The sequence below is a fragment of the Paenibacillus silagei genome (assembly GCF_017874735.1).
GTDB classification, from domain to species: domain Bacteria; phylum Bacillota; class Bacilli; order Paenibacillales; family Paenibacillaceae; genus Paenibacillus_AQ; species Paenibacillus_AQ silagei.
Genome location: NZ_JAGGLV010000021.1, coordinates 80543 through 106130 on the forward strand (window position 1 = coordinate 80543; position 25588 = coordinate 106130).

Below are 25588 nucleotides of genomic sequence, written 5' to 3' on the forward strand. Positions count from 1 at the left end.
ACTGGGAGTGCAAATTTAAAAATTTCGGCTTTTTACTATTCCCCGCACGGACGGTATAATTCAGGTATCAGCTCAAGGAAACAGACACTGCAGGAAGAACGTAAGCCAGGACAGAATCTCCGGCAGCTAATCTTAAGCAGCGCTCCTCCTTGTGACTGAGACTATATCTTTGATCCTGACATTCCCGCCTGAAGTGAGTCCCTGCACGAAACGGTATGAGCTTCTTAAAGCTCACAGGCTTCACAATCCATCCTATCGTGGTTAGCGGATCAGTTTTGAGCAGTTTGAATGTGCAGGATAGGCAAATATACTGCCACCTCGGACCATTTCTACCCGGCTGAGTACAAAGGATAGGATAAGGAGTCTGAGACTAACATGGGTATAGTGGTAACAATATAAACCTCTATTGTTGATGTACTGATCAACGATAGAGGTTTATATGTGTCTGCACGGTCTTTCCGCCGCTCTAGGTTAACGCAGGCCTTCCGCCACTTTTAGCAGCATCTCTCTGGTGACTTCAGGCGATCCGGTCCCTACCTCATGCATTATATTTCTCTCCTCGTTCTCCCGAACCTCAATCCAGCGGATGTACGCATAATAGCCGTTGCTGTTATTCTCATAGGCTTGGCGGTTTTCAACATACAAGGCTTCCTGAGATTTTACCTTCAGATGCTTAACCTTTGTATCCGCCCAAACATCAGATGTAAGCTGTGCCCACGGAGTAAGCGGGGAATAAGTAACGGAGATGTAATCATTTTCTCCCTTAGGACCTTGGTACACCAGCTCAGGACTGACCGTCCCGGCCTGTTGGTTGGGCACATTGAAGCTCTTGATCCAGGCGTAATGCTCACCGGGCTTCAGCCGCTTGGTAAGGACATTGGTGTATTTTTTAACCCAGGAGCTATCTGTAATGCCCACTGTACTGTCGGATCTTCCTTCGGCAAAATGGTATTCTTCCGGCATTCTGCCCGGCACGGCCAGCTTACCTGTGACAGGCTCTGTAGCCTTCTTCCAGCTTTCGATATCTGTGAATATCTGCGGACGGTTGATCATACGGAGCTCCTTCATCCCGTTTGATCTAGCAATTAACAGCATAGCCGATTCATTATCAGCAAGCTGAGACTGAATCTCTGTAATCACCCGCCGGGTCTGGTTGGCAAAAGCTGTTGACTCATTAGCGCCCTCATGAATATCTACTTCCAAACTGGTTGCACCATAGGTAACCTGCCATAGCCGCTCCGCACCATAGACCACGCCTCCGAAGAGCATCAGTCCGCAGAGTACCAGGGCGATCCTCGCTGTCCCGCGCGCGCGCACGGGCCTATTTCCTCTCTGCTGCGGCTGCTGGAATTGCTCAAAGCTCGCTGCTAACCGCTGCTCCAGCGACTCCGGCATCGTTGTATGTTGTTTATACCTGTTGAACTCCTGCTTCAGTTGATTTCCGACAGACATGTCCATTCCCCCTTCATCTCATCGTCCGCTGTAAATACCGCATTCTGTCGCAGCTTGCGCAGCGCCTTATGGTGCCTGGATTTGGCGGTTCCCAGCGGGATGCCCAGGGCCGCAGCAATCTCGTCATAGCTGCACTCTCCGTAGTAACGCAGGACAATTACGCTGCGGAGCTTAGGCGGCAGTCCGCTGACCAGCTGCATCAGCTCTCCCTGCTGTTCCTGGACCAGAAGCTGCGTGTCCGCCCCCGGATACAGACTCTCAGATGCATGCTCCCGGGTGCGGTTCATGAGCCGCAGCCTGCGCCAGCTTCTGCGGTTCCAGTTGCTGCATTGCCTGACGATCATACCGTTCAGCCAGGCTCCGAAAGGCCGTTTGCCATCGTACTGCTGCAGGCAGCGGAATAGCTCGATGTAGATTTCATTGACTACATCAGCCACATCAGCCTGCCGGTTCACCAGCAGGCTGACGGTTCCGTACACCTGCTGCCTAATGGTGTTATGTAGTAAGGTGAAGGCTTCTTTATCTCCTTGTTCCAGCCTTTGCAGACATTCCCGAAGCTCTTCTTCTGTCATCTTCCTCTCCCCTCTCTATCTTGCTTACACTCTATATTGGTCCGCTGGCGGTGGAAGGTTCCCTTGATATGCAATTTATTACATCCTGACATATCAAAAACCGGCTGCCCATGAATTTCATCATGTGCAACCGGTTCTTTTGCTGCCGCCGGAACCTCCCTGGCTATGCGTTACAGATTACAAGGGCTCATTCCCCCATACCAGACTGCCGGAGATATAGGCAGGAAGCTTGGCCCAATCCGCAGGAGCTGTGCCTGTAGAATTAAAGGAATAGTCATCGGACTGGTTATAATTGGTCCAGTCTGCCTTGGAGGCCCGCATCTGAATATCTATGCTGGCTCCCGGAGCAAGCGAGCCTGCTGCTGCTGTGAAGCCCAGCTCCAGGTAATGATCCGCGCCGCTCAAGGCTGCCGGAAGCTTCACGAACGTCCCAGTCACATTGGCGCTCCCTACCTGCGACCAGTCACAGAAGAAATTCTGGGCCTGCTCGCCATCACTGGTGTAATAATATCTGAGCTTCACATCGGAGAGGGATACCGCAGCCGTGCCGGTATTCACCAGCTTGATCCGCGGGCTGAGGGCATTGACAGCATTAGCCGTGCTGCTATTGAACATCTGGACCTTCAGACCGCCATCCACTGGTGCTGTCGTATCGGCTATTGTAACCGCCAGCGTCTTCGCGGCTCCGGCACTGAACTGGAAGCTCAGCGTTGTTGTCCCCAACGGCTGTGCCGCCAGATAAGCTTTGTGGATCGTCACAGCCGATCCGCTCACCGTATAATCCGTTCCGGCGGTTAACGCCGCCGAACCATTTTTAATGGAGGCTAAGGTGTTGCCGTTCAAGGTCATCGCTACTTCGATGTCATTCTGATTCGCTGTCTTCTTATCGAAGCTGGCCGTGACCGGTGTGATGGTTGAATCATTAGCCGTTGTTGTCGTATCCGCTACCGTAACCGTTAAGGTCTTCGCAGCTCCGGCACTGAAATGGAAGCTTAGCGTGGTTGTTCCCACAGCCTGTGCCGCCAGATAAGACTTATGGATCGTCACTGTGGAACCGCTCACCGTATAATCCGTTCCAGCGGATAATGCAGAAGCACCATTGGTAATGGAATCCAGGGTATTCCCGTTCAAGGTCATCGTCACTTCGATGTCGTTCTGATTCGCTGTCTTCTTATCGAAGCTGGCCGTGACCGGCGTGATGACGGAGCCTGCTGCCGGAGGGTTCACCGGATCAGCATATAAGGTCCCGCGGCCATTGGTCCCGAGATAGACGCGGCCATAGACGCGGGGATCTCCTGTAATCGCCATATTAATTCGGGCATACTGGTGGGCGTCATCGTTAATCCGCACCCAGCTGGCTCCGGCGTCATCCGAGCGGAACACTCCTCTTACTCCGTCAATCTGGGCAACAGTATATAGGGCCATATAATTCTCACCCGGCGCGGCCTTTCCGAACCCGATCAGGTCCGCTTCTTCCACATTGCTCAGCTTGGTGAAGCTTGCCCCGGAGTTCGTAGAATGCCATATGCCATACTTATCCTGCGGATGTCCTCCGGCAAACCAGATATCGCCTTCCACGCCCGGCATGGCCTTCAGGCTCACTTGCGCCTGGCTCGGCTGCAGGCCGTTCACGTTATTGGCTGGCAAGCCGGTCGCAGCCGTAGCTGTGAAGGTAGCTCCGCTATCTGTACTGACATAGAGCTTGCCCTCATAGAAGCCATAGAATTTATTCGGATTCACCCGGTCGGATGCTATCTTCGCTCCGGCAGGAATTCCGCTGCTCGCCGTCCAGGAGTTACCCCCTGACTTGGAGTAAAAGACCCCGATATCCGAGGTGCTCCACAGAAGCGCATTCCCACTGGCAGATACAGCTACCTGACCCTGCCCTACCGTGGTACTGCCTCCTTTGGAGGGTTCTGCATTCGGCATGTACCAGTTATTGCCATTGTCATTCGAGATCCCAATCGACTTACCGTTCGGATATTTCTCTTTGTCCACACCGCCGACACGGACAACATAGGCCGGGTCCAGCTCCGCATAATCGATACTGTTCGTGCTGGCCCAGGAAGGGCTGGTCTGGAACTTGACTGGTGCCGCTGTTAGATCCTCATACCGGAAGCCGGATACATCGCCAAGCGCGGTAATCAGGTGGGCACCCGCTGGCGGGCTGATCAGCCCAAGCACTGCGGTCTCTTCTACCCCTTTGGCCATCACGGATATCTTAACCTTGCCGCCGGTGTCCCAGGCTCCGAGGTTATTCGTACCATAGATCGTAGCACCCGTGCCGTACATCATCCGGTCCGAGTTGAACGGATCAATCTCCAGGTCCCCCATCATCCAGCCCATCTTCGGTGCAGGATCAAGCGAGCTCGAAGTCAGCCCAAGATTAAGCCACGGCGCCGCCGTGATATCCATCTCGAACTTGTAGTTGCGCTCCGGATAGAAGCCCCAATCCCAGATCCGGCTCCAAGTCTCCCCGCCGTCCTTACTGCGGAAGATCACCTCGTCCGGCCACCAGGCATTGAGGCTGGCAACCATAAGCGTACCCGGATGCTGGGCATCCAGCGCAAGCCCCCCGAAGCCGTAGAAGTTGTCCGCCCCTGTTGTTGGACTGATGTTTTTCCAAACGCCGCTGGTTGTGTTATACTTCCAGACCTCGCCTTTGCGTCCGTCATACGGCCCGACCCCGTCACTATAGGTAAGGTACAGATCGCCGGTTGCCGACAGTTCCCCATGATGCGGAAGCAGGCCTACCGGCTGTCCCGGCAGCGCTGACCAGGTTGCACCTCCATCCGTACTGCGGAACACACTCTTCGCGGTATCCGCGACACCGACATAGATGGTCTGGGTAGCTTGTCCTGCAGAGCCCGTGCTTTTATCAAAAGTAATCCAGGACAAGCCCACGATATCACTCTGATACTCATTCCCCGGATTCTGGACGTACGTCCCTACGTTCGTAAAAGAGGTGACCTTGGACCAGGTTACCCCGGAATCCACGCTCTTCCACAGGCCGTTCCCGCTCCGCGCCCCGAAGAACAGGATACTGTTCTTATTCGGGTCAATGACCAGCCGTTCCCCGGCTGAACGTCCAGGCATATTGCCTCCAACCTTGAACGGAAGCGGCGAAGATTGCCAGGTATCCCCACGGTCGCTGGAACGCATAATTTGACCATTGCCATCCCAGGAATTCGTGTACGTCCCGGTTGCCATATACACCTTGTCCGGATCAACCGGATCGGTAGCCAGCGCATCGACACCATTCTTGTTCCAATCCGCCCACCCAACGCTGTCCGTCAGCGGAATCCAGCTCCCGTCCGCCTCGTTCCAGCGGTAAGCCCCGCCAATATCCGTCCGTGCATAGATCAGATTCGGTTCCGTCTGGTTGAAAATAATCCCCGGCACAAAACCGCCTCCCGCACCGGTAACCACACTGTTCCAGCTGTAGTCTTCACTGGCTGCGGCATGGGTTACAGCGGGAGCAACGTTAAACAAAGAGCCTGACATCGCTGCCAGCAGGACGAGTATTCCTAGTCTTCGGATACGTTTTCGACTCATGATCCTAACCTCCCCAAACATACTTTGGTAACGCTTCCATTATAGAGCAGGTTTCGCCCGTTCCGTGAGAGAAAATGGTTGATTATGCGGGAATTTTGTCAGCAATTAGCGCACCATTTTCACACTTGACGAAATTGGGGATTAGGGTAGTACGTAATGGACAAAATCATCATTACGGATAACTAAAATTACCTTTGCGCGAGCACAACGTATACTGTTTTTCACATACATTCAGGCCGTATGCCTGCTTGCGAACACAATGTATACTGTTTTTCACATACATTCAGGCCGTATGCCTGCTTGCGAACACAATGTATACTGTTTTCCACACACATTTGTTCCAACACACCTTCTCCAAGGCAGCAGGAAACTATAAAAAAACCTCGCGATCAGCAATCGCAAGGTAGTTCAGAGCTAGTTCTCTGTTGGCGGCGGCAGCACAATTGGCTGATAACCTAGCGCAGCATCAACAATCTCCTCCGGCGTCAGCTCCGGATCATGCCAGAAGATCAGATCACTCACACCGGGATGAGGCACATTGCTCGCTACGACCTCCAGCCACTCGTCCAGCTCCGCCTCTGTTCCTTCGGCGTTCACGATCTTGTTTACGAGTGTGATCAGTTGTTGTCGGGATAGGGACATTTTGGGGCCTCCTTTTATGTGTTAAATATCCATTTCACCACGTTGTGGCTGTGGAGGATCATCTTATTCCTATCGGCATCGTAGTCTACCACCACTTCGACGCCTAATGCAGCAATAAGGAAGTCATTCACCAGTTCGGAAGATAACAAAAGGTTTGATAGTGCATCATAGACTGGCTGGTTACGTTCGTTCAGCGTATCGTCTAAGTAATCTAAATATTGCGTATTGATTGCAATACTTGTTAGATAGATACCTTTCGACTTGCTCAAAAACACCACAAATCTGTTCAGCTTGGCCTCTCCTTGTATCCAAATAATCCTTCCTTTCTCAAGAAGAGCAGCAAAAGGGGCTGCCAGCATTCCCTGAATCGTATGGGTGCTCGAATCTTCATATTCCCAGTTTTTTATTGATTCGATATGATTGATAACAGGTTCAAAACCCTTGTCTCGCACAATTCTCAACAACCTGTCTGGGTCAATGATGTCCCGGGAATATAGAACTATATTGAAGTTAGCGGCTATGGAGATCACCTCGCTCAATAGATCTGTATTAGTTAAATTAAATGAGCCTGCTGTAAAATGAGCTTATCATGATCGGTTAATTGTAGCTTAATTTCAGACAGCATTTTGTTAGAGAAATAAAAACCAATATTCTCTCCCACTTGTACAATTTCGTCAGGTTGACTTGCATTGAATAAGCAATAGATGCTGTTGTCTTTATAAGCCACTGTTAACTCGCCTCTCTCCTGAACAAGAAAGTCATGATCTATCCCTTCTACTGTTGTTAAAGATAAAGCGGGAAGCCCCGAGGTTCTTATCTGCGGATTCTGTACAAATTTATTTGAGAAGGAATCGACAAAAAATGTTAACTCATTAGGGAGCAGCACTTCTTCACTTGTATAAGTTTCCCTGCTTTTATCAAAGTATATAATGAGAGGTTCAGCTTCACCATAAAAACACCATACCAGTCTCCCGTAATAATCCTTCACCTTGTCATAGTCAAATACTAATTTCACCAAAATAAATCTATCTGATATTTTCTCCAGACTAAAGCAGCTTCTTTCTACACGTGCCCTCTTCCATAGTTTTTCTAGTCTTAATTGTATCTTCAACCCCTCCTAGTTCCCTATATACATTACAGATAATCAAGTGCCAAAGCAGTTCCTACAATACCCTGCCGGTTAATGAAGTCAAGCAAATCCGTTATAAACTAGTATTAATAATTTGAATTAACTTAACATAAATAGAATTTTTGTTTAATTGATATATTTTCTGAAAAAAATCAATATTTGATCCTCATGTTCTAATATAATAATGGAAAATCAATTTCCTGCGCTTCTAGTTCAGTTAGTTGTTTAGGGAAAACATCTAAGATTCCTAAAAAAATTTGTCTGCTTTCTTTGAATTATCTAAACCATATTCGTGATAAAAATTACTAATATATTTTTGCTATTCATTATTACAAACCTCCATATTAAACCTCCGGATATTTTTATCCCTTTATCCCATTTCTGAATGTAATTTCCCAAAATAGAAGTAACAAAAATAAAAACTCATTAATTTCTATTTTGTTTAATACCATACCGTCCTACCCTAGTCTTTAATTACTATTTTGAAATGTTTGAATAAAGAAAGTGGCAACTGAGAGTAGATATTCCCAGTTACCACTATTTATAATATTTATATAACTGTAATATTATTTATTTTTGTATTTCCCATCAAAAAACTACCCAACTAAAGGTATAACCATTTTAGCTAAATAATCATTTTCGTGTGAAATTATTGTACCAACAATCATTCACTTCGCTCATTCAGTCATAATATAAAAAATCAATAATTTCACCTTTTCCTATTCTTTGCACTCCAATTTGAATAAAAAATCCACCTCCAATATTTACAAGATGGCCGACTGCTTTCATAGCATCTTTTTCAATCGTGTTCATCTCAATTTCCACCTCATACCATTCACCTTCCGCTAATGCCTCTACAGCATTTAATGGTATAACTGAACCAGAAAAAATAATATTATTTCCAAAATTAAATCCTGGTCTTATTATCGATTTAGTACTGATTTCGTTACTTAACTTATCAAATAATATTTTCGCTTTGAGTAAAAGCATTTGTAACCTCCAAATTATAAAGCATGGATGATCTCCTTAATCATTTTATTGAAATCCCCTAACTTCTCCAGTGTTATTGTTACAGTCCCACTTTTAAATATAAAAGGATCAACACTTGTAAAGTCTCCTAATTTTTTTAGAGCATTTTTAGATATTCTAACTTCAATAATTGCTGCATAATCTTTAAATTTATTAGCAAAAGCCAGGGTCTCCTCGAGAGTATAGCCAAATTGTTTTGCTTCAAAACCACTACCACCTATTTCAAAGGTTCCTGTTTTAAAGATTTGATAGAATTCTTCAGGACCGACCGCTCTAAACAAACTTATCGAGCTTTTAGAAAATCCAACTGCTCCTCCAACAATGAGATCAGAAGCTGCAGTCACGTATCCAAACTTCTTATCATAACTATCTTGTGAAGCCTCAAGGGCATTGAGTAATTGGCCTTTAGCCCATGAAGCATTACCCGCAGAGTTTTCGTAAGGGCTTGTCTGAGTTAATAAGCCATATAAATATTTAAAAGTGTTTCCTCCATCATCATAAACATTACCATATAGTTTCTGTAGATTATTTTTATACGATGAATTACCTTTCATTGAAGCATTAAGAAGCATTTCTATTTCGTAATACGACTCTGTTTTTCTATGACCTGTCGGATCACTATAAATCAATGGATTATTTTCCACATACGTATACAAATTCATACTCAACGGATTATCAATCTGCCCCTCAACCGTATCCTCATTCAAAAACCGTCCCATACTCGGATCATAGTAGCGTGCCCGCAGGTAATACAGTCCGGTCTCTTCGTCATAGATTTCGCCGGCATACTTGAATGAATTCGAGATTTCTTCCTTCTGGCTGGTGATGTTGCCCCACTCATCGTATACATAGTTGTTGACGATCTTGCCTGTGGTATCCACGATCTGGACGACATCGCCATGGCCATTGTACAGATAGTAGTAATCTTTACCTGTCTTCTGTTCCTTCTTCACCAGCACCCGGTCGCCGCGCACGTATTGGGACAGTTCCGAGGCTCCGTTGCTGCTCTTCACTTCCGAGATGACTTCACCGTTGAAATTGTAGTTATACACTGTTTTCTTGGCACCGGTCGCTTTGGCTACACGCAGCCCATTGGCATAGTAAGCGAACTCGGTCTTCTGCGCCCCCTTGGTCAGTCCTGTCAGTGTATTCTCCAAATCGTACTGATAGCTGGTCTCCGTTGATTCTGCACTCAGCGTGGCGCTGCTTTCCAGCGTCAAGCGGTTTCCGCGCACATCATACGTATAGGCCTCACGCGCGCCATTGGATTGACTTGAGGTCAAGAGACGGTTCAATGCATCGTAGGTATAGGCGGTCACCCGTTCATCCTCATTTAGCCGTTTCTCAGTTACCTTTATGATGTTGCCGTTGTTGTCATAATCGTAATCAAACTTTGACAGGACCGCACCGCTCTTCTCGTTCGTTACCGTTTCAACCCAGTTCAGTGCCTTGTTGTATGTGTATCGCGTGACCAGGCGGCTGCCGTCAGCGAGTGTCGGATACGTTATGGACTCTACCAACCCATTCGGATAATACCGGTATTCTGCGTTCGCCGATGCCGCTTCATTAACTGTGGCCGCACCATTGGTCTGAACCTTCTGCAAACGGCTCCGCTGGTACTGGTAATTCGTAGAGAACGACAGACTGGCGTCCTTCACTTGTGTGTATCGGCCTAAGCGGTCCAGAGTGTTCGTGATATTCGCATAATGAACGGCACCATTCCAGTTCACTTCCTCATACATGCCCCGCGTCCGGTTCAGGCTATCATTCCATTGTGTATGTGTCGCTTTTACCGGACCGCCATTTTTTTCTGTGACGGTATCCCAAATATTCCTGCCGCTAATGTAGAACCTGGTTTCCAGACTTTGCTGAGCTGCTGCTCCAGCGCCCGCCAATTTCACTGATTTGGGTTGCCCCCACTCATCATAGTCATAAGTAAACGACGTCCCATTCCGGTCGGTACGGGTAGCAAGCTGTCCAAGTTCATTATAGGTCAGGTTTTCCTTTTGAGAAGAGGGGTCCTCTTTCATCGTCATTTGACCCAGCCCGTTGAATCCTTTGCTGAAAATCTTCTGGGCTACGCCTCCTAACGCCTGGATCGACGCCTCCTTAATCTGTCCTGTCCCGTCATAGGTGTACTGGGTGGTCTGATTAAGCGCATCTTTAACGGATTTTAACCGTCCCAGCGCATCATAACGATAAGAGTTGGTTACCCCTTCGTTGTTCCGGTTTTTATTCGCATCGGTGTACGCTGTTATATTCCCATCCAGATCGTATTGATAATCTTCAGTCAGAGGCTGCGTATTCTGCGGCCAGTCTTTATACGTCAGTTGCTGGATCACATGGCCTAATGGGTCATACTGCTGAAGAATATAATTAAGAGTGCCGCTGCCATCGGCTGGAATCAGGTAGCTGGCATCCTGCCGGGCTTTCAACTGATATTCTGCAATCATGCGGTTGCCGAAGGCATCCGTAGATACATTTGGACGGCCCCAGGCATCATAACCAACGGTTACTGTATTTCCTTCCGGGTCCATCATGTATACCGGGCGTCCTTGATCGTCATAATGATACTGCTTCATGATTGATACTGCGCCAAAGGCATCCCAGTTACTTTCGAGAATAGGCAGTCCTAGCCCATTGTAGTACACTTCTCCGCTCGTGAACGACTGCTTGCCGGTTGCCACTTCGGTCAGTTTGGTGCTGGTTCCTACCCGCAGAGTGGGGGTACCTGCATTGAACGCATCCAGTCCGTCTGGACTGGAGTACATGTAGCTGTATTCTTCCGTCCGGGAGTATCGGCTGCCATTGCCGTTTACCGCCTCGGGATACGTAATCTTGGTCGGGCGACCAAGCTCATCATATTCATAGGAGGTTTCACGGTTCAATCCATCTGTCATCTTCCACAATAACCCGGTTCCCATGTAATAGCTCATCTTAGTGATGACTTCATGGCTACTTTCCGCTCCGGGATTCAGCGTTTGACGCTGTTCGGTAGGATATGCGTTGTTGCTTTCCGGTCCATACCGGGTAACGGTGACCGCGACAAGCTGGCTTCCTGACCAGATTTCCGCTTGCACCTGAACGACCTTGTTCGAGTCATAGCTGTAGTTATAACGGGTTTCTTCCCCCAAGGCATTGACGGTGCGGGCTGGACGCCCGTCTCCAGTGTAAGTATACGTCTCGCTGCGCGGTGCAGCATCGGATGCATTCTGATACCACGTCTTGGCACGGATAAATTGATAATTAGGCTCATAGTCATAAGTAGTAGTGTAATGTTCTTTGACGGCTGCGTTGTTCAACTGTTCCCAGGTTAGCGGTAATGTCTCCTTGTGAACAGAGCCCCACTCATTGTAGACAGTTTCAGTGTACAGGTGATTCGCCGTTTGCTCACTGTCGCCTGCTCCGTAATCGGATAGAGTGGTCTTTACCGGCCGATGGATAAAGGTAGGATCGAACGCAGTGTTGTTGACTACTTTCTTTTCTCCATTCGGCGCTTGAGTCTCGGTCCGCAGCAGCTTGTTATCTTTATCGAATACTCTCAGTGCTGTCGTTCCATTGCTTGCTGAGTCACTGATCTGGATGACACTGGTGCTGTATTGATAACCGTCAGGGAGATGACCCGGCCATTGGGTGAAATGTTCTCCCGTATAATCTTTCCAATAGGTGTATTTATACTGGTTATAGTCTTTGAGTCCAGTATGATCGCTCCGGGAATTAATACGGAATTCTTCTACCGAATCTTCATAAGGAAGATTGCGTACGACTTTGTCGTAGCTATATTCTGAGCTTGAATTCGGAAATTGAATCTTCTTTAAGAGTGCATAGTAATTCTTGTTCTCATAGTTGCGGTTAATGCCCTGCGGATTGTATCTGGCCAACTCGTGCTGATAGTCAAAATAGATTTTATCCCCCTTTTGATTGGTCACCTTTTGCAGAAAGGGTACATAAGTTTGAAGTTCGTTGACTTTAATCGCTTGCCGGCCCTTGGTTAGCATGACTGATTCACTGGGACGTCCGTTCTCGTCGAATACTTGAATACTTACATTTTCCCCATTAAAATTGCTGTTCATCAGGTTATCTTCGTAGGTAAACTTCACTTCTCTACCTACGGAATCCACAATGGAGGAGAGCTGCCAAGAGTTCGGTCCTTCATATTTGAAGGTAATGGTATTGCCGAACCGGTCTTTGATCCCGAGTAACTTCCCATCGCGGTCGAAGTACTCTTTTCTTTTGTCGGCATATTCAATATAGTGCTTGGAGCCAATTTTACCGTTGCTGAATTCATTCTCCCAAACCGAGGTTTCCCAGATGTAGCGCTTGTCCTTGCCCTCATAATTTATCAGTTGGGTGTAGCTCGACAGTCCACCCCCATCACCGACAGGGTAGACACTACCGTTGCCATCGTGATAGTAATAGTTATAATCCCCAATCTTCTGAATGTACGGGAACTGGAAGGACCAGCCTGCTCCCAGAACAGACGAATTATATAGGCTAGTTGTCACATCGTAGCTGTTGAAGTTAGGATTATAGTCGCTGGACGTATAGAAGGCCATAGCTTCGTTGGAGCTATACCTTAATCCAATATCCAGATCCAGGCCGTCTCTTCCCGGCAGATGAATCTGATTCTGCTTCCAGCTCAGGGAGCCAGTAACGGGGTCCACGAATTCTCCCGCATTGTAACGATCTCCATATTGAGGCTTGCCGGTCTGATTAATTTGAGCCTGCAACCGGTTTTTGGTGACGTTGTCCACATCATTATCAAAGGCTCTCATGCTCACAGCCGCAAAGCTTAAACTGTTCTTGGACACTTCCAGCGAATTATATACCTCTGAAGTTACACTTGCCGGACTCCAATCCTGTGCCTCTTCTTGATATACCTGAGAGGTTACGTTTCGCTTCAATTGAAATGAGGAAGAAGCTGTGAATAAGACCGGGTTGTTGTAGATGGTCTCCCAATCAAAACCGGACTCTTGCTTCCAATCCCATACCTTGGGCAGATTCCAATCCGGGTGGTCTTGAAACAATAGGTTCAGCCAGTAAAATTCTAGCCTGGTAGCCCCCCGCAGATCCAACTCCTTGATCACTTCGATGGATAAGTTCTTATCGGACGCCTTGGAGATATTCGCATCGGATAATCCCCGCTGCATGGAAGCTCCGTTAGCCGGTAGAAGACCTTGCTTTTCCAGCGTTTTCGCTTTTAGCTTCAGAATCTCAAGTTGGGTCGGGTCTGCCGAGTCATAGGTATCTGCTACAACAGAGTTTTGGCGCAACGCCGTATCTGTGCCCTCAGCCAACGAATCATCATCAAACTGAGGCAGCTCAAGGGGTGTTGGTTCTTCAATCTCCTGCTTCGTCAATGGTTGACCGTTATCTGCAGGCTGCTGGGGATTCCTCATACTGTCCCATGGGTCGATGTCTTGTGTCTGTCCGGATTTCTGTTCTATCACTGCTTTGCTAGTTTGCGCAAACATAGGCTCATTTGGCAATATTAAAACAAAACACATCAAGAACAATATAATTTTTTTAGATAAATATGATATTTTCATTAGTAACTCTCCTAATCTTCGCTTTAAATAAATTTAGTTATAATGCTTCTTTCTTAATCAGTGATCCATTTTTATCATATTTTAATGCGACAATTTTACCATTAGTCAGCAGCACATATTGAAGCCTGCCGTTAGCATCATAGAAGTAGCGTATTTGATTTTGATTCGGTATATCTATTTTCCATGCCGCTGGATTTGCAACTCTTTTCAAAGAAACTTGATCAACATCCAAATAAGCTTTCTCTTCTCCACCTACCGCAAAACGTATTCGTATGTAACTGGTCTGATAATTAGGAGTAATTAAAACTGAATGATAATGCCATTTCCATCCACCGTTATTCATACTTCTTCCATACTCATTAACAACACGATCATTGCTATCCACTTCTATAATTGTTATTTCCGCCCAACCTTCTGGTAAGGTATATCTCATAAAAGCATTCATGTCATATGAAGATCCAGCACTAACAGGGATTGGGTCCGATAGTGAATAAACAAAGGATTGCGGATCTCCTGTCCCACTGTACATTCTTAAATGGGAGGTGCCTTCAATAGGCTCATAACCTGGTTTAGAGACACTGGATTGACTACTTGTTCCATTTCTCCATACTGTTTCCCAGAAATCAGGTAGATTATTGTTATTCAGGTCATCCTCAAAGCTTTCATTAATTTCAATAGAATGAATATTGACCTTATCGATATCTAAATAGGCTTTTTCTTCTCCGCCTACTTCAAAGCGGATTTGTATGTATTCTGTATTGTCCTTGGGGGCTAGATATATGGTATTATCATGCCATTGCCATCCTCCGTTAGAGAAGGAACGATTGGATTCATATACAATATTCTTATAACGGTCAGTTTCTATGATCGTTATGCTTGCTCTTCCAACAGGGAGAGTATATCTCATAAAAGCATTAATTTTGTACAAATGGTCTTTTTCGATAGTAACCGGATTCGATAAAGCATACATATATGATTTTTTATCTCCACTACCATTGTATAATCTGAAATGATATTTTCCTTCAATGGGTTCGAAACTTTCTTTTGAAGCGCTGGAGCCGACGCTAGTTCCATTTCTCCAAACGGTTTCCCAAAAATCAGGAAGGTTATTGTTGTTCTGATCCTGCTCAAAGCCTCCATTGATGTTCTCATTGATGGGATAAGCATAAGCATGACAAGCACCTAAAGTTAATAAAAATAGAAATATCAAGAAGATCCTTCTCAAATAAAAACACACTCCTATCTAGAATTAAGTATTAAATAATAACTGCTCCCTCAATCAATATATTTGATTAGTCTCCACCTTTGCGAGCTTGTTCCGTTATCCTCATATATTTGGAGGGGTGTACCGTTTTCATTATTTCCATTGGTAATATCAAGCAATTTATTACTGTTCACATTGATGAAACTAATTGATCCGTCTCCATTTTCTCTAAATTTCCATTGTTGTGATGTGGTACCGTTATCTGTCCAAATTTGAATAGAAGAACCATTATTTTCACCACCACCAGCCACCTCCAGTGCCTTGCCGCTATTCACATTAATTAACTTATAGTTACTGTCCCCTGTATCATAGACTCTCCATCTTTGGGATGCGGTGTCGTTATGGGTCCATATCTGAATAGGAGTACCGTCTGCAGTATTTCCTCCTGTGACATCCAAGGCTTTTCCATTACCAGCATTTAATATTTTGTATTCTGTTCTATTACTTATCGCTTTAATGAGTCTCCACTTCTGTGCAGTTGTTCCGTTAGAGGCCCATATCTGTACAGGGGTTCCACTTGCTGTATCACCATTTGCAACATCGAGAGCTTTATTGCTATGTATATTTATTAGTTCATATGAACCGTCCGCTTGTTCAACTACGCGCCATATCTGAGCTTCGGTTCCGTTATCATTCCATATCTGAACCCTCGTTCCATTGGATGTTTCTCCACCTGCTATATCGAGTGCCTTCCCGCTATTAACATTAATCAGCTTAAAAAGGCTATTTTCGGTTGTACAAAGCAACCACCGCTGTGCATCTGTTCCGTTATCTGTTTCTATTTGAACTTTGGTTCCGTTCACACTATTTCCTGCGTATACATCAAGTGCCTTATTGCTATTCACATTCAATAGTTTATATTCTGATGGTTTGCAGTTTAAGTTTTTCTTTCCAATTAAGTTACCGTTGTTATCATACTGAAAATTCATATACCTCTCTTCAGATATTCGTATCAGGTTCAATCCACCTGTTCTGGAGTAAGTGTATTTCATTGCGGTGGCAGTCTGAGAGCTAATAAATAAAGCAAATGCTAATAAAATTAGTACATATCTTTTTATAAGTCATACCCCCGTTTATTGAATATTCCATTGTCAAAAACTATAGTGAGCGCCTGTTCAATTGACTAAAGCACAACACTGAAACAGTCATTGTATAGTTGGTCCCAAAGAGAAACAAGACGAATCCATGGTGTGAAATTGCGTTCTACTGTAGCTTACGAAACAGGAATAGTAGTATGGCAGGAAGATGAGCAGTATACAACAAAACCTTTCTGAGCTTTTTGGGAAAAGTTAAGCAAGCTTATAAAATCCCCAGTGGACCTCTTATAAATCTATAGCTGAAAGATATTAAAGGATGCTACTTTTGCAGTTTTTTAGTAACTTTAATATCATCAATAGAAATAGCTCCACCGTTACGCATCCCGAAGTTCAAAAAATAATCACTGTTCGCTCCAGTCACAAACTCTATCTTTTTACTCCCCTTAGTTCCGATGGCCTCATTCCAAGTCAGCCAGCCCACATCATCCTTTCCATTACCGGTTAAGCTCCTTACAAAAAAGTCAAAATATCCTCCATTTGCCGGTTTATCTATTACTTTATAGTTGAACGTCACACTATATGGCGTATTCGGTTCGAGTTTGAACGTATTGAAATCTGAAATCATAAATACTGTCCATTCCACATTCTTTTCCCCGACCCCATATGCTGAATATGCTCCACTTACAACCTTGTTTGGCTCTTGGGTCATCGACAGTGTACCTATTAGAGGCATATACTGGGTTGCTGTAATGTCCCCTTTTTCAAAGGATTCCGCTTCCTTCGTGACTTTAATATCATCAATAGAAATAGCTCCACCGTTACGCATCCCGAAATTCAAAAAATAATCACTGTTCGCTCCAGTCACAAACTCTATCTTTTTACTCCCCTTAGTTCCGATGGCCTCATTCCAAGTCAGCCAACCCACATCATCCTTTCCATTACCGGTTAAGCTCCTTACAAAAAAGTCAAAATATCCTCCATTTGCCGGTTTATCTATTACTTTATAGTTGAACGTCACACTATATGGCGTATTCGGTTCGAGTTTGAACGTATTGAAATCTGAAATCATAAACACTGTCCATTCCACATTCTTTTCCCCGACCCCATATGCTGAATATGCTCCACTTACAACCTTGTTTGGCTCTTGGGTCATCGACAGTGTACCTATTAGAGGCATATACTGGGTTGCTGTAATGTCCCCTTTTTCAAAGGATTCCGCTTCCTTCGTGACTTTAATATCATCAATAGAAATAGCTCCACCGTTACGCATCCCGAAATTCAAAAAATAATCACTGTTCGCTCCAGTCACAAACTCTATCTTTTTACTCCCCTTAGTTCCGATGGCCTCATTCCAAGTCAGCCAACCCACATCATCCTTTCCATTACCGGTTAAGCTCCTTACAAAAAAGTCAAAATATCCTCCATTTGCCGGTTTATCTATTACTTTATAGTTGAACGTCACACTATATGGCGTATTCGGTTCGAGTTTGAACGTATTGAAATCTGAAATCATAAACACTGTCCATTCCACATTCTTTTCCCCGACCCCATATGCTGAATACGCTCCGTTTACAACTTTGCTTGGCTCTTGGGTCATCGATAGCGTACCTATTAGAGGAATGAAGCTGGTTGCCGAGATGTTACCTTTTTCAAACCCTTCAAACTCCCTATGTATTTTATTTATCAAGTTTCCGTTCCGATCATAGTAAAAATCTAAATATGAATTGTCTTCTGAATAAATAAAGTCCAATCGATTCTGATTATAAAAGTATTGAAGTTCTTGTTTCTTACCATTATCAGCAAAAATCAAATTACCATTTGAGAAATAGCCAATAAGAAAAAATACAAATACAACAATTCCCCCAAGTGAACTCTTCCTATATCTCATTCTTTTTCCCCACCTAATTTCATTTATAATCAAAGCTAGCCGAATCAAGATAGAACGTCCCCGCCCCAGAATCTCCTGCAGATCTGATTAGAAAATATACATTTGCGAATACAGCTTTACTTGGGATGACCCCCTCATTCGTCAGTAACACATACTTTCCATTCGCTTCAGTGGTGTCTTTAATACTGCTGGAGACGAATGACCCATCCATAGCATAAAAGTCAATATACATCTGCACTCTGGATTGATTCAACATGCTAATATTAACTTTTCCTGTAACCATGTAAGACTTATCAGGAATTACACGTAGAGTCTGAGAGATGCCAACAAATTGATTAACCGGAATCCCGAATCCCCTGACTTCCACTGACTTTTGATCATGAAATGCCTCTAGTGTACCTATCACCGTTGATTTCTTCGTTAAATTTCCGTTCAGATCATATTTGTAAAATGTATTATAAGTCTGGGTTCCTTGTACAAGCGTCTGATTAAGCAAACGTCCCGCTGCCGAATAAGAATTAGTAGTTACACCCTTAGCCGGACTATTCTCAATCAACCGAATTCCATCCTCTACTCCTAGAGGCTTATAAATGGTCCAGTTCAGCGGCGTTTGCGACCCGTAATTACTCACTTCAAAGTCAGGGTTATCCAATAAGTTGGAGCTATAACTGAATCTCATATCATCTACATAAATACTCGCTGCCCCGCCTCCACTAGTTGCACGTATAATAGCGTAGACACGGACGTAATCAGTATTAGAAGGTACGGTTCCAGTATTAGATATTGTGATATATCCCCCTTGAGTGGTAGCAGGCAATTCTACGATATTCGCATCAATAAATGCACCTGAGCCTGTAAAAAAATCTGCATACAGCTGTACTTTGGCATTGCTGATACGATCCACCTTTAATCTGCCGCTCATCGTATACTTTTTAGCAGGTACAACTTTTAACATCTGACTTATTCCAACATACTCATTAGCTTTTATATTAGATGCATCGATTTGCTGAACGGTATTCCCGTAGCTTTCCGAAACTAATCTGTAGGTATGGTTATCATTCCCGTAACTGGGCAACCACCCGCTTCCCAAGCCGTTAGAACCAGGTGCTTCGAAGTTCCCGTTGTTAAATAGATTGGGTTCATTCGTATAATGAAAATTCAAAGAGTCCACATACATGCTTCCTGAACCATTGTTCCCTGTCCCTCGAATGATTACGTATATAACAGCATAAGTGGTATTCTTAGGAATTTGACCTGTATCAGATAATGTCATATATATGCCATTGGTCGGTTTAGCATATTCGAGAATAGTCGTCCCCGTATAATTTCCAGAGGAGCTCATAAAATCAATATAGATTTGCGCCTTGGCATTCGCTAGACTTTCTATTAACAATGCACCACTTACTTGGAATGACTTACCCGGAACTACTTTAATTTTTTGCAACATACCCGCATATCCGTTAACCGGGAGAGACGAGACTTTGATTTTCTGGGCTCTAGCTCCACTTAAAGATGGATAAGCAACGGAACTAAATGATGGGTTATAGGAGGTCGTATAATCCCAATCGTCTGAGTTAGCAAGCGTGTTTGAAAAGCTCTCATAATCTGAATTAGCAACTAGATTGCCGTCATTAGTATATTGAAAAGAGATATTATCCGTAATGAAAGCACCGGAATTGACATCAGAACTAGAACGAATCAAAGCATAAATGACAACTGATGTAGCTCCCTCAGGCACACTGCCTGTTCCCCCTAAAGTAACGAATTGTCCTGTAGCCTGATTAGGCAATTCGTAAACCTTACAATCCACAAAAGCTCCAGCATTAAAAAAATCTGCGTACAATTGCACTTTAGCATTGGAGATGCTCTCAATGTAAAAACGTCCGTTCATATTATACGGTTGCCCAGGATTCACCGATAAGGTTTGGCTCACACCAGCAAATTGATTCATCGGTAAATTACTAATGGAAACCTTCTGTGCTTTGCTTCCTCCAGAGACCAATGAGCTGGTAACTTCGAAACTCCCAATCCCATGTGAGACCCAGTTATCGGCTATGCTACTGCCATTAGTGTTTATTTCAAAACCAGAATTTTTAATTATATTATCTGTACCCACGCTTGCATCCGCCTTAATATAATCGGAATTGAACATGCCAACTAAATTAAAGACTAGACTTAGGGCAAGAGAATATATTATTTTCTTTTTTATCCTGAAGCTCATAGAAATGTCTCGCTCCTTATTCCCGCCTATTTTCATTTTTAATCAATTAGCACCAGATAAATAATCCCACACATACCAAGAGTCATCGGTAGTAATTACTATTGCTTCCAAACGGCGATCTCCGTCAACGTCTGCCAACCGGTATAATTTTGAACCGACACCACTAAACTCCATAATCCAAGGTGCATAGCCTGTAAAGCTGGTTCCAGTTGATGATGCTACATACCAATTTCCACTATTAATAATCACAGCATCCGCTTTTCCATCGCCATTCACATCGTCCAGAAGCTGATCTGCTGAACCAACGCCATGGCCTTCTATCCACTTTTTGTACCCTTCGAAGCCATTGCCATTGGATAATGCTATGTGCCAAGAACCTTCCTGCTCATAAAATACAACGGCATCTGCTTTCCCATCCCCATTTACATCTGCCAGGAACTCTTTGGAAGCTCCTACACCGTATCCTTCAACCCATCTACTGTAGGCCTGAAATCCTTGACCTGAAGAAAGTGATACATACCAGCTTCCGCTATTTTCGATAACTGCATCTGCTTTGCCGTCTCCATTCACATCTGCCAGAAATAAGCCACTGGCCCCAGCTCCATGCCCAGCCACCCATAATTTATAACCTTCAAAACCGCTCCCATTGGACAATGCCACATACCAGCTTCCGTAATTCACGATAACCGCATCCGCTTTCCCATCTCCGTTCACATCCGCTAACAGTTGAGCATCCGATCCCACTCCATGGCCGGTAATCCATCTCTGGTAACCCTTAATTCCTTGACCATTCGACAGAGAGACATACCATGTTCCTGTATCCTTAAAAAAGAGAACCGTATCCGCCTTCCCATCACCGTTCACGTCAGATGTAAATTGGGTGTGAACCTCTGATCCACCTTCCAGTGACCAATCCTTATTCTTCAGAAAGCTGTAACCATTAGATAAAGATACGCTCCATTTCATACCAACCTCACTATATTGAACAACGTCAGCATTGTGATCCCCATTGATATCAGCTAGCCAATAAGTGTTTTGCCCCACAGCACCTTCTATTGACCATTTGGTATATGCTTTAAAGTAACTACCTCCTGATAAGGCTACATACGTATTCCCGTAATTTATTATTACAGCATCTGCTTTGCCATCTCCGTTCACATCAGCCAGAAGCTGATCCGCTGAACCAACACCATGGCCTTCTATCCACTTTCTATACCCTTCGAACCCCTTTCCATTGGATAACGCTACGTACCAAGAACCCTCTTGCTCGTAGAAAACAACGGCATCCATCTTACTATCCCCATTTACATCAGCTAAGAACTCTTTGGTAGCTCCTACACCATATCCTTCAATCCATCTGCTGTAAGCCTGAAATCCTTGACCTGAAGAAAGTGATACATACCAGCTTCCGCTATTTTCAATAACTGCATCTGCTTTGCCGTCTCCGTTCACATCTGCCAGAAATAAGCCACTGGCCCCAACTCCATGGCCGGAGACCCATAATTTATAGCCTTCAAAACCGCTCCCATTGGACAATGCCACGTACCAGCTTCCGTAATTCACGATAACTGCATCCGCTTTACCATCTCCGTTCACATCCGCTAACAGTTGAGCATCCGATCCCACTCCATGGCCGGTAATCCATCTCTGGAACCCCTTAATTCCTTGACCATTCGACAGAGAGACATACCATGTTCCTGTATCCTTAAAAAAGAGAACCGCATCCGCCTTCCCATCACCGTTCACATCATTGATAAAACGAGTATTGGAGCCAAGACCGTTTCCCAACTGCCACTGTGTCAGGCTTCTCGCCACCGACTTTCGGCTTACCATGTTACCATTCAAGTCGTATTTGTTTCTGACAACAGCATTAAGGGTTTGAGTCTCCGTTAATCTTCCAGTCGGATCGTAGTTGTATATGGTTCCGCCTTTATCCACGGTTCTAAATACTTGATCTACTGAGGCAGCCGTACCCTGTGAAGGCTTTACTATAAGAGACAAAAATACAATGATACAAATTAGAATTTTTAAATCCCTTCCAATTTTCATGTTATCTATTTCCTCCACTCCTTTATCATTTCAATAACGATTAACATTTACTGTAACTCCTCCAACAGGCCGGCTGTTTCCGTATCCATCACTGGCATAGAGATGTGTGATATAAATCCCAGTTTCATTCCCATGATTAGCAAAAGGAATCCGAACTTTCCATTTGGACGAACTCTCCCGTTCCCCTTGATACCAAATGAGATCATCTTGGCCATTCTGATTCGTCCACGTCGGAAATTCCATGCGGGTTACGTTGGCTGGTATTCCTTCAATAGAGACTTCATAGTAACCGTCACTGATCTTAGCATTTACGGGTGCTTTCAATACCTGTGAATTAGTGACATCATATTCCCAAGCTCCAAGAATACGACCGCTGGAATAAATATGTGTAATATACCTGCCGGTCTCTGAATGGTGTCTGGCGTACACGACTGTTGCTTTCCACACGCCGTTCCCAACTTTCACACCTTCAATCCACTCAATATCATCCTGATTATTGTTCGCCGTCCATGTTGGAAATTGGACACTCTGGATAGACGGGTCTACCCCATAGATGAATACGTCATACGAAACACCGGACAGATCGGTCTCTTTAGATCCCCCTGCTCCGCCTAACACATTGACTACTTTGCCGCCCACTCCTGTTTTGTTCCCATACCGATCAAATGAATAAATGTGTGTAATATAATTCCCCATTTCAAAGTTGTGTGTACTGAACGGTATTTTAATTCTCCAAGATCCGTCTGCAAGTCTTTCACCTGTTATCCAGGGATTGACCAAGTCATCTTGTCCCATATGCTCTGTCCACGTAGGGAAGCGCACCTCTTTGATACTCTCCGGTATACCATTAGCCTGCACAGTATAGAACCCGTCAGCCAGCGAAGCTTGTTCAGGTGCTGTAATCGTCACTCCGTTGTTCCGGACTTCTGCACCTACATCACTAACCATTTTCCCATCCGCATAAATATGTGTAATATATGTACCTGTCTCTCCACCATGTCTATTAAAAACTACAGTTCCTTTCCAGACTCCATCGGCCAGTTTTTCCCCTACGATCCACTCCACATCATCCTGGTCCTTCCAGGCAGTCCAAGTTGGAAAATGTACTTGCTGGACATTAGGCTGAACCCCGCGGATATAAATATCATAGGATACTGAAGATAGATCGAATACGTAGGGTGATGTGGAAGAATTCGCGCGACTGCGCTTGATCAGATTTCCGTTAGCATCATATGTATATTGATTAATCGTACTGTCTTGTAGAATCTCCGTATCCAACCGCCCTTGATTATAGGTATAAATACGCTGTGGAGATGAACCAATGACATCAATAACGATATGGTTTGTACTGGATGCCTCAGCATAAGCAGATGAAGCAGCATATCCTAAGAACAGAATAAAGAGAAGGCAGATATGTTTAACAAGTTTCACTATTTTCGCAATCACGATAGTACACGCTCCATTATTCACTATATTTCAATATCATTTGCTTCACATAAAAGGTTCCGCTCCCACCCGCTGCAGTTGCTTGTAATCCTACATGGACCCTTGCACTAACAGCGTTGGAGGGAGTTTTTTCTGTTAATGACAGCGTAGAGAATTTCTGTAGCACTCCCGCAGGGTAGTCAACATACTTCTCTGAGAGTAAAGAATCATTACGATCGAAGAACTGTATGCATAAAGAAACTTTTGTCTGCACCACTCTCTCGACTAAAATATTTCCTTTGAACTCGACTAACTTATTTCCGCTTACCACTACATCCTGCAGCAGCCATGCTGCTCCGTTCTTTTTCATGTTGGCACTAGTAAACTTCTGTCCGTAGGTATTTGCCGTTTGAAGAGGTCCCATAACTTGAAAAGTATGATTCCCGGAGTCGGACCATGTCTGCCAGCTATCTGCCGTACCAACATTTGCTGTGGAGTTAGCATCAAAGCTTGGGTTAGATAACATGTTTCTTTGCGGATCACGATTTAAAGCCATATGATCAATATAAATGGACCCGTTGCCTCCTTCAGCGATTGCCTGAATCCCCACGTGTAGCCTAGCTCTTACCGAGTCTGCTGGGGTTATTGTGTTTAGAGATAACGTCATATACTTTTGGAGCATGCCTGTGGGATAGTCCACCGATTGCTGACTTAAGAACTTATTCTTTTCGTCAAAAAATTGGATAATAATATAGACTTTCGCGGATGTAAGCTGATCCACAACTATATTTCCGCTTGCTGAGATCGGGACATTGGGTTGAGTGACTACATCTTGAAATAACCAACTGGCACCTCCAGTCTTCATGCTTGGAGTTGTCAATTTTTGAGCTCTTACACCTGAAGTCACAGGGGAAGAGACTACTTGTAATAGACTTCCTCCTGAGTCGGACCATCGCGACCAGCTTTCAGCAATTTCCTTTTGGCCGGATAGATTATTTTCAAAGCTAGGGTTATTTAATATATTGCCTGCAGTATCATATCTAAATGCCATGTTGTCCACATAAAAAGCACCGCTTCCTCCCCCTTCTTCCGTTCTGATCCCTACATGGGCTCTGGCACGAACCGTGTTAGGAGGAGTGATATCTGTCAAGGATAAAGTCATATAACTACTTAGAGCTCCAGAGGGGTAATCAACCGTTTTTTGAGACAGCAGCGTATTGGCTGCATCGAAATATTGGATACATAAGGACACCTTGGCTTTGTTAATGCTCTCGATACTAACATCGCCATTAAACAGAACCGGCAAGTTCCCCTTAACGGCAACATCCTGAAATAGCCACGCTGCAGTGCCAAGCCTCATCCCCGAGGCTGAAATATTCTGCGCCACACTCTGAGACACTACTGACGCTGGAATTACTTGAAACAAGGCACTTCCGGTATCGCTCCATTTGTCCCAACCACTGGCTATGTCCGTTGCTTTACTAGCATTCAACTCAAAATTCGGATTTACGAGCATATTATTAGTTCTAAACTTCCGCTTTACATTTCCATTTAAATCATACTGATATTCCATAATCTCATTGGAGTGCAATGCCTCGTTTACTAATCTCCCATTGGTATCATAATAGTACGTCTTTCCTCCCGCACCCATAGCCACAGAGTCGCTAATGAATAGTGTAGAAATCATCAATAGTGTTAAATAGAAAGTTATTTTAGGTTTGCTGCTCAGCATTATAATTCCCTCACTCTCTTTTCTCCAAGAACTTCCTCAACCAT

General features: G+C 44.6%; 15 protein-coding genes. All 15 read right to left on the bottom strand.

Features of this window, described 5'->3' with window-relative positions; genetic code table 11:
* Positions 1-471: 471 nt before the first annotated feature.
* A complete protein-coding gene (locus J2Z70_RS25140) occupies positions 472-1452 on the bottom strand; it encodes a hypothetical protein (RefSeq protein WP_209877728.1) in 981 nt (326 codons plus the stop codon).
* A complete protein-coding gene (locus J2Z70_RS25145; RefSeq protein WP_209877730.1) occupies positions 1431-2024 on the bottom strand; it encodes a sigma-70 family RNA polymerase sigma factor in 594 nt (197 codons plus the stop codon). The genes J2Z70_RS25140 and J2Z70_RS25145 overlap by 22 nt, the downstream gene beginning before the upstream one ends.
* A gap of 177 nt (positions 2025-2201) precedes the next feature.
* Positions 2202-5579, bottom strand: a complete 3378-nt coding sequence (locus tag J2Z70_RS25150; protein ID WP_209877732.1) for a X2-like carbohydrate binding domain-containing protein — start codon at positions 5577-5579, stop codon at positions 2202-2204.
* A 414-nt stretch (positions 5580-5993) separates the two neighbouring features.
* The gene (locus tag J2Z70_RS25155) at positions 5994-6221 is read right to left on the bottom strand and encodes a bacteriocin immunity protein (RefSeq protein ID WP_209877734.1); all 228 of its coding nucleotides are present in this window, start codon (positions 6219-6221) and stop codon (positions 5994-5996) included.
* Between the two features lie 14 nt (positions 6222-6235).
* A complete protein-coding gene (locus J2Z70_RS25160) occupies positions 6236-6760 on the bottom strand; it encodes a hypothetical protein (protein ID WP_209877736.1) in 525 nt (174 codons plus the stop codon).
* A gap of 14 nt (positions 6761-6774) precedes the next feature.
* On the bottom strand, positions 6775-7332 hold the full coding sequence (locus tag J2Z70_RS25165) for a hypothetical protein (protein WP_209877738.1): 558 nt from the start codon (positions 7330-7332) through the stop codon (positions 6775-6777).
* Positions 7333-8031: 699 nt separating this feature from the next.
* Positions 8032-8340, bottom strand: coding sequence for a hypothetical protein (locus J2Z70_RS25170; protein WP_209877740.1), 309 nt, complete (start codon positions 8338-8340; stop codon positions 8032-8034).
* A 14-nt stretch (positions 8341-8354) separates the two neighbouring features.
* Positions 8355-13928: an RHS repeat domain-containing protein gene (locus J2Z70_RS25175; RefSeq protein WP_209877741.1), complete on the bottom strand. Its 5574-nt coding sequence runs from the start codon at positions 13926-13928 to the stop codon at positions 8355-8357.
* 37 nt (positions 13929-13965) lie between these two features.
* The gene (locus tag J2Z70_RS25180) at positions 13966-15138 is read right to left on the bottom strand and encodes a hypothetical protein (RefSeq protein ID WP_209877743.1); all 1173 of its coding nucleotides are present in this window, start codon (positions 15136-15138) and stop codon (positions 13966-13968) included.
* A 65-nt stretch (positions 15139-15203) separates the two neighbouring features.
* Positions 15204-16121, bottom strand: a complete 918-nt coding sequence (locus J2Z70_RS25185) for an RICIN domain-containing protein (RefSeq protein ID WP_209877744.1) — start codon at positions 16119-16121, stop codon at positions 15204-15206.
* A gap of 427 nt (positions 16122-16548) precedes the next feature.
* Positions 16549-18117: a hypothetical protein gene (locus J2Z70_RS25190; protein WP_209877745.1), complete on the bottom strand. Its 1569-nt coding sequence runs from the start codon at positions 18115-18117 to the stop codon at positions 16549-16551.
* 19 nt (positions 18118-18136) lie between these two features.
* On the bottom strand, positions 18137-20338 hold the full coding sequence (locus J2Z70_RS25195) for a hypothetical protein (protein WP_209877746.1): 2202 nt from the start codon (positions 20336-20338) through the stop codon (positions 18137-18139).
* A 42-nt stretch (positions 20339-20380) separates the two neighbouring features.
* A complete protein-coding gene (locus J2Z70_RS25200; RefSeq protein WP_209877747.1) occupies positions 20381-22387 on the bottom strand; it encodes an FG-GAP repeat domain-containing protein in 2007 nt (668 codons plus the stop codon).
* A 30-nt stretch (positions 22388-22417) separates the two neighbouring features.
* A complete protein-coding gene (locus tag J2Z70_RS25205) occupies positions 22418-23833 on the bottom strand; it encodes a GBS Bsp-like repeat-containing protein (RefSeq protein WP_342593056.1) in 1416 nt (471 codons plus the stop codon).
* A gap of 16 nt (positions 23834-23849) precedes the next feature.
* Positions 23850-25544, bottom strand: coding sequence for a hypothetical protein (locus tag J2Z70_RS25210; RefSeq protein WP_209877748.1), 1695 nt, complete (start codon positions 25542-25544; stop codon positions 23850-23852).
* Positions 25545-25588: the final 44 nt, after the last annotated feature.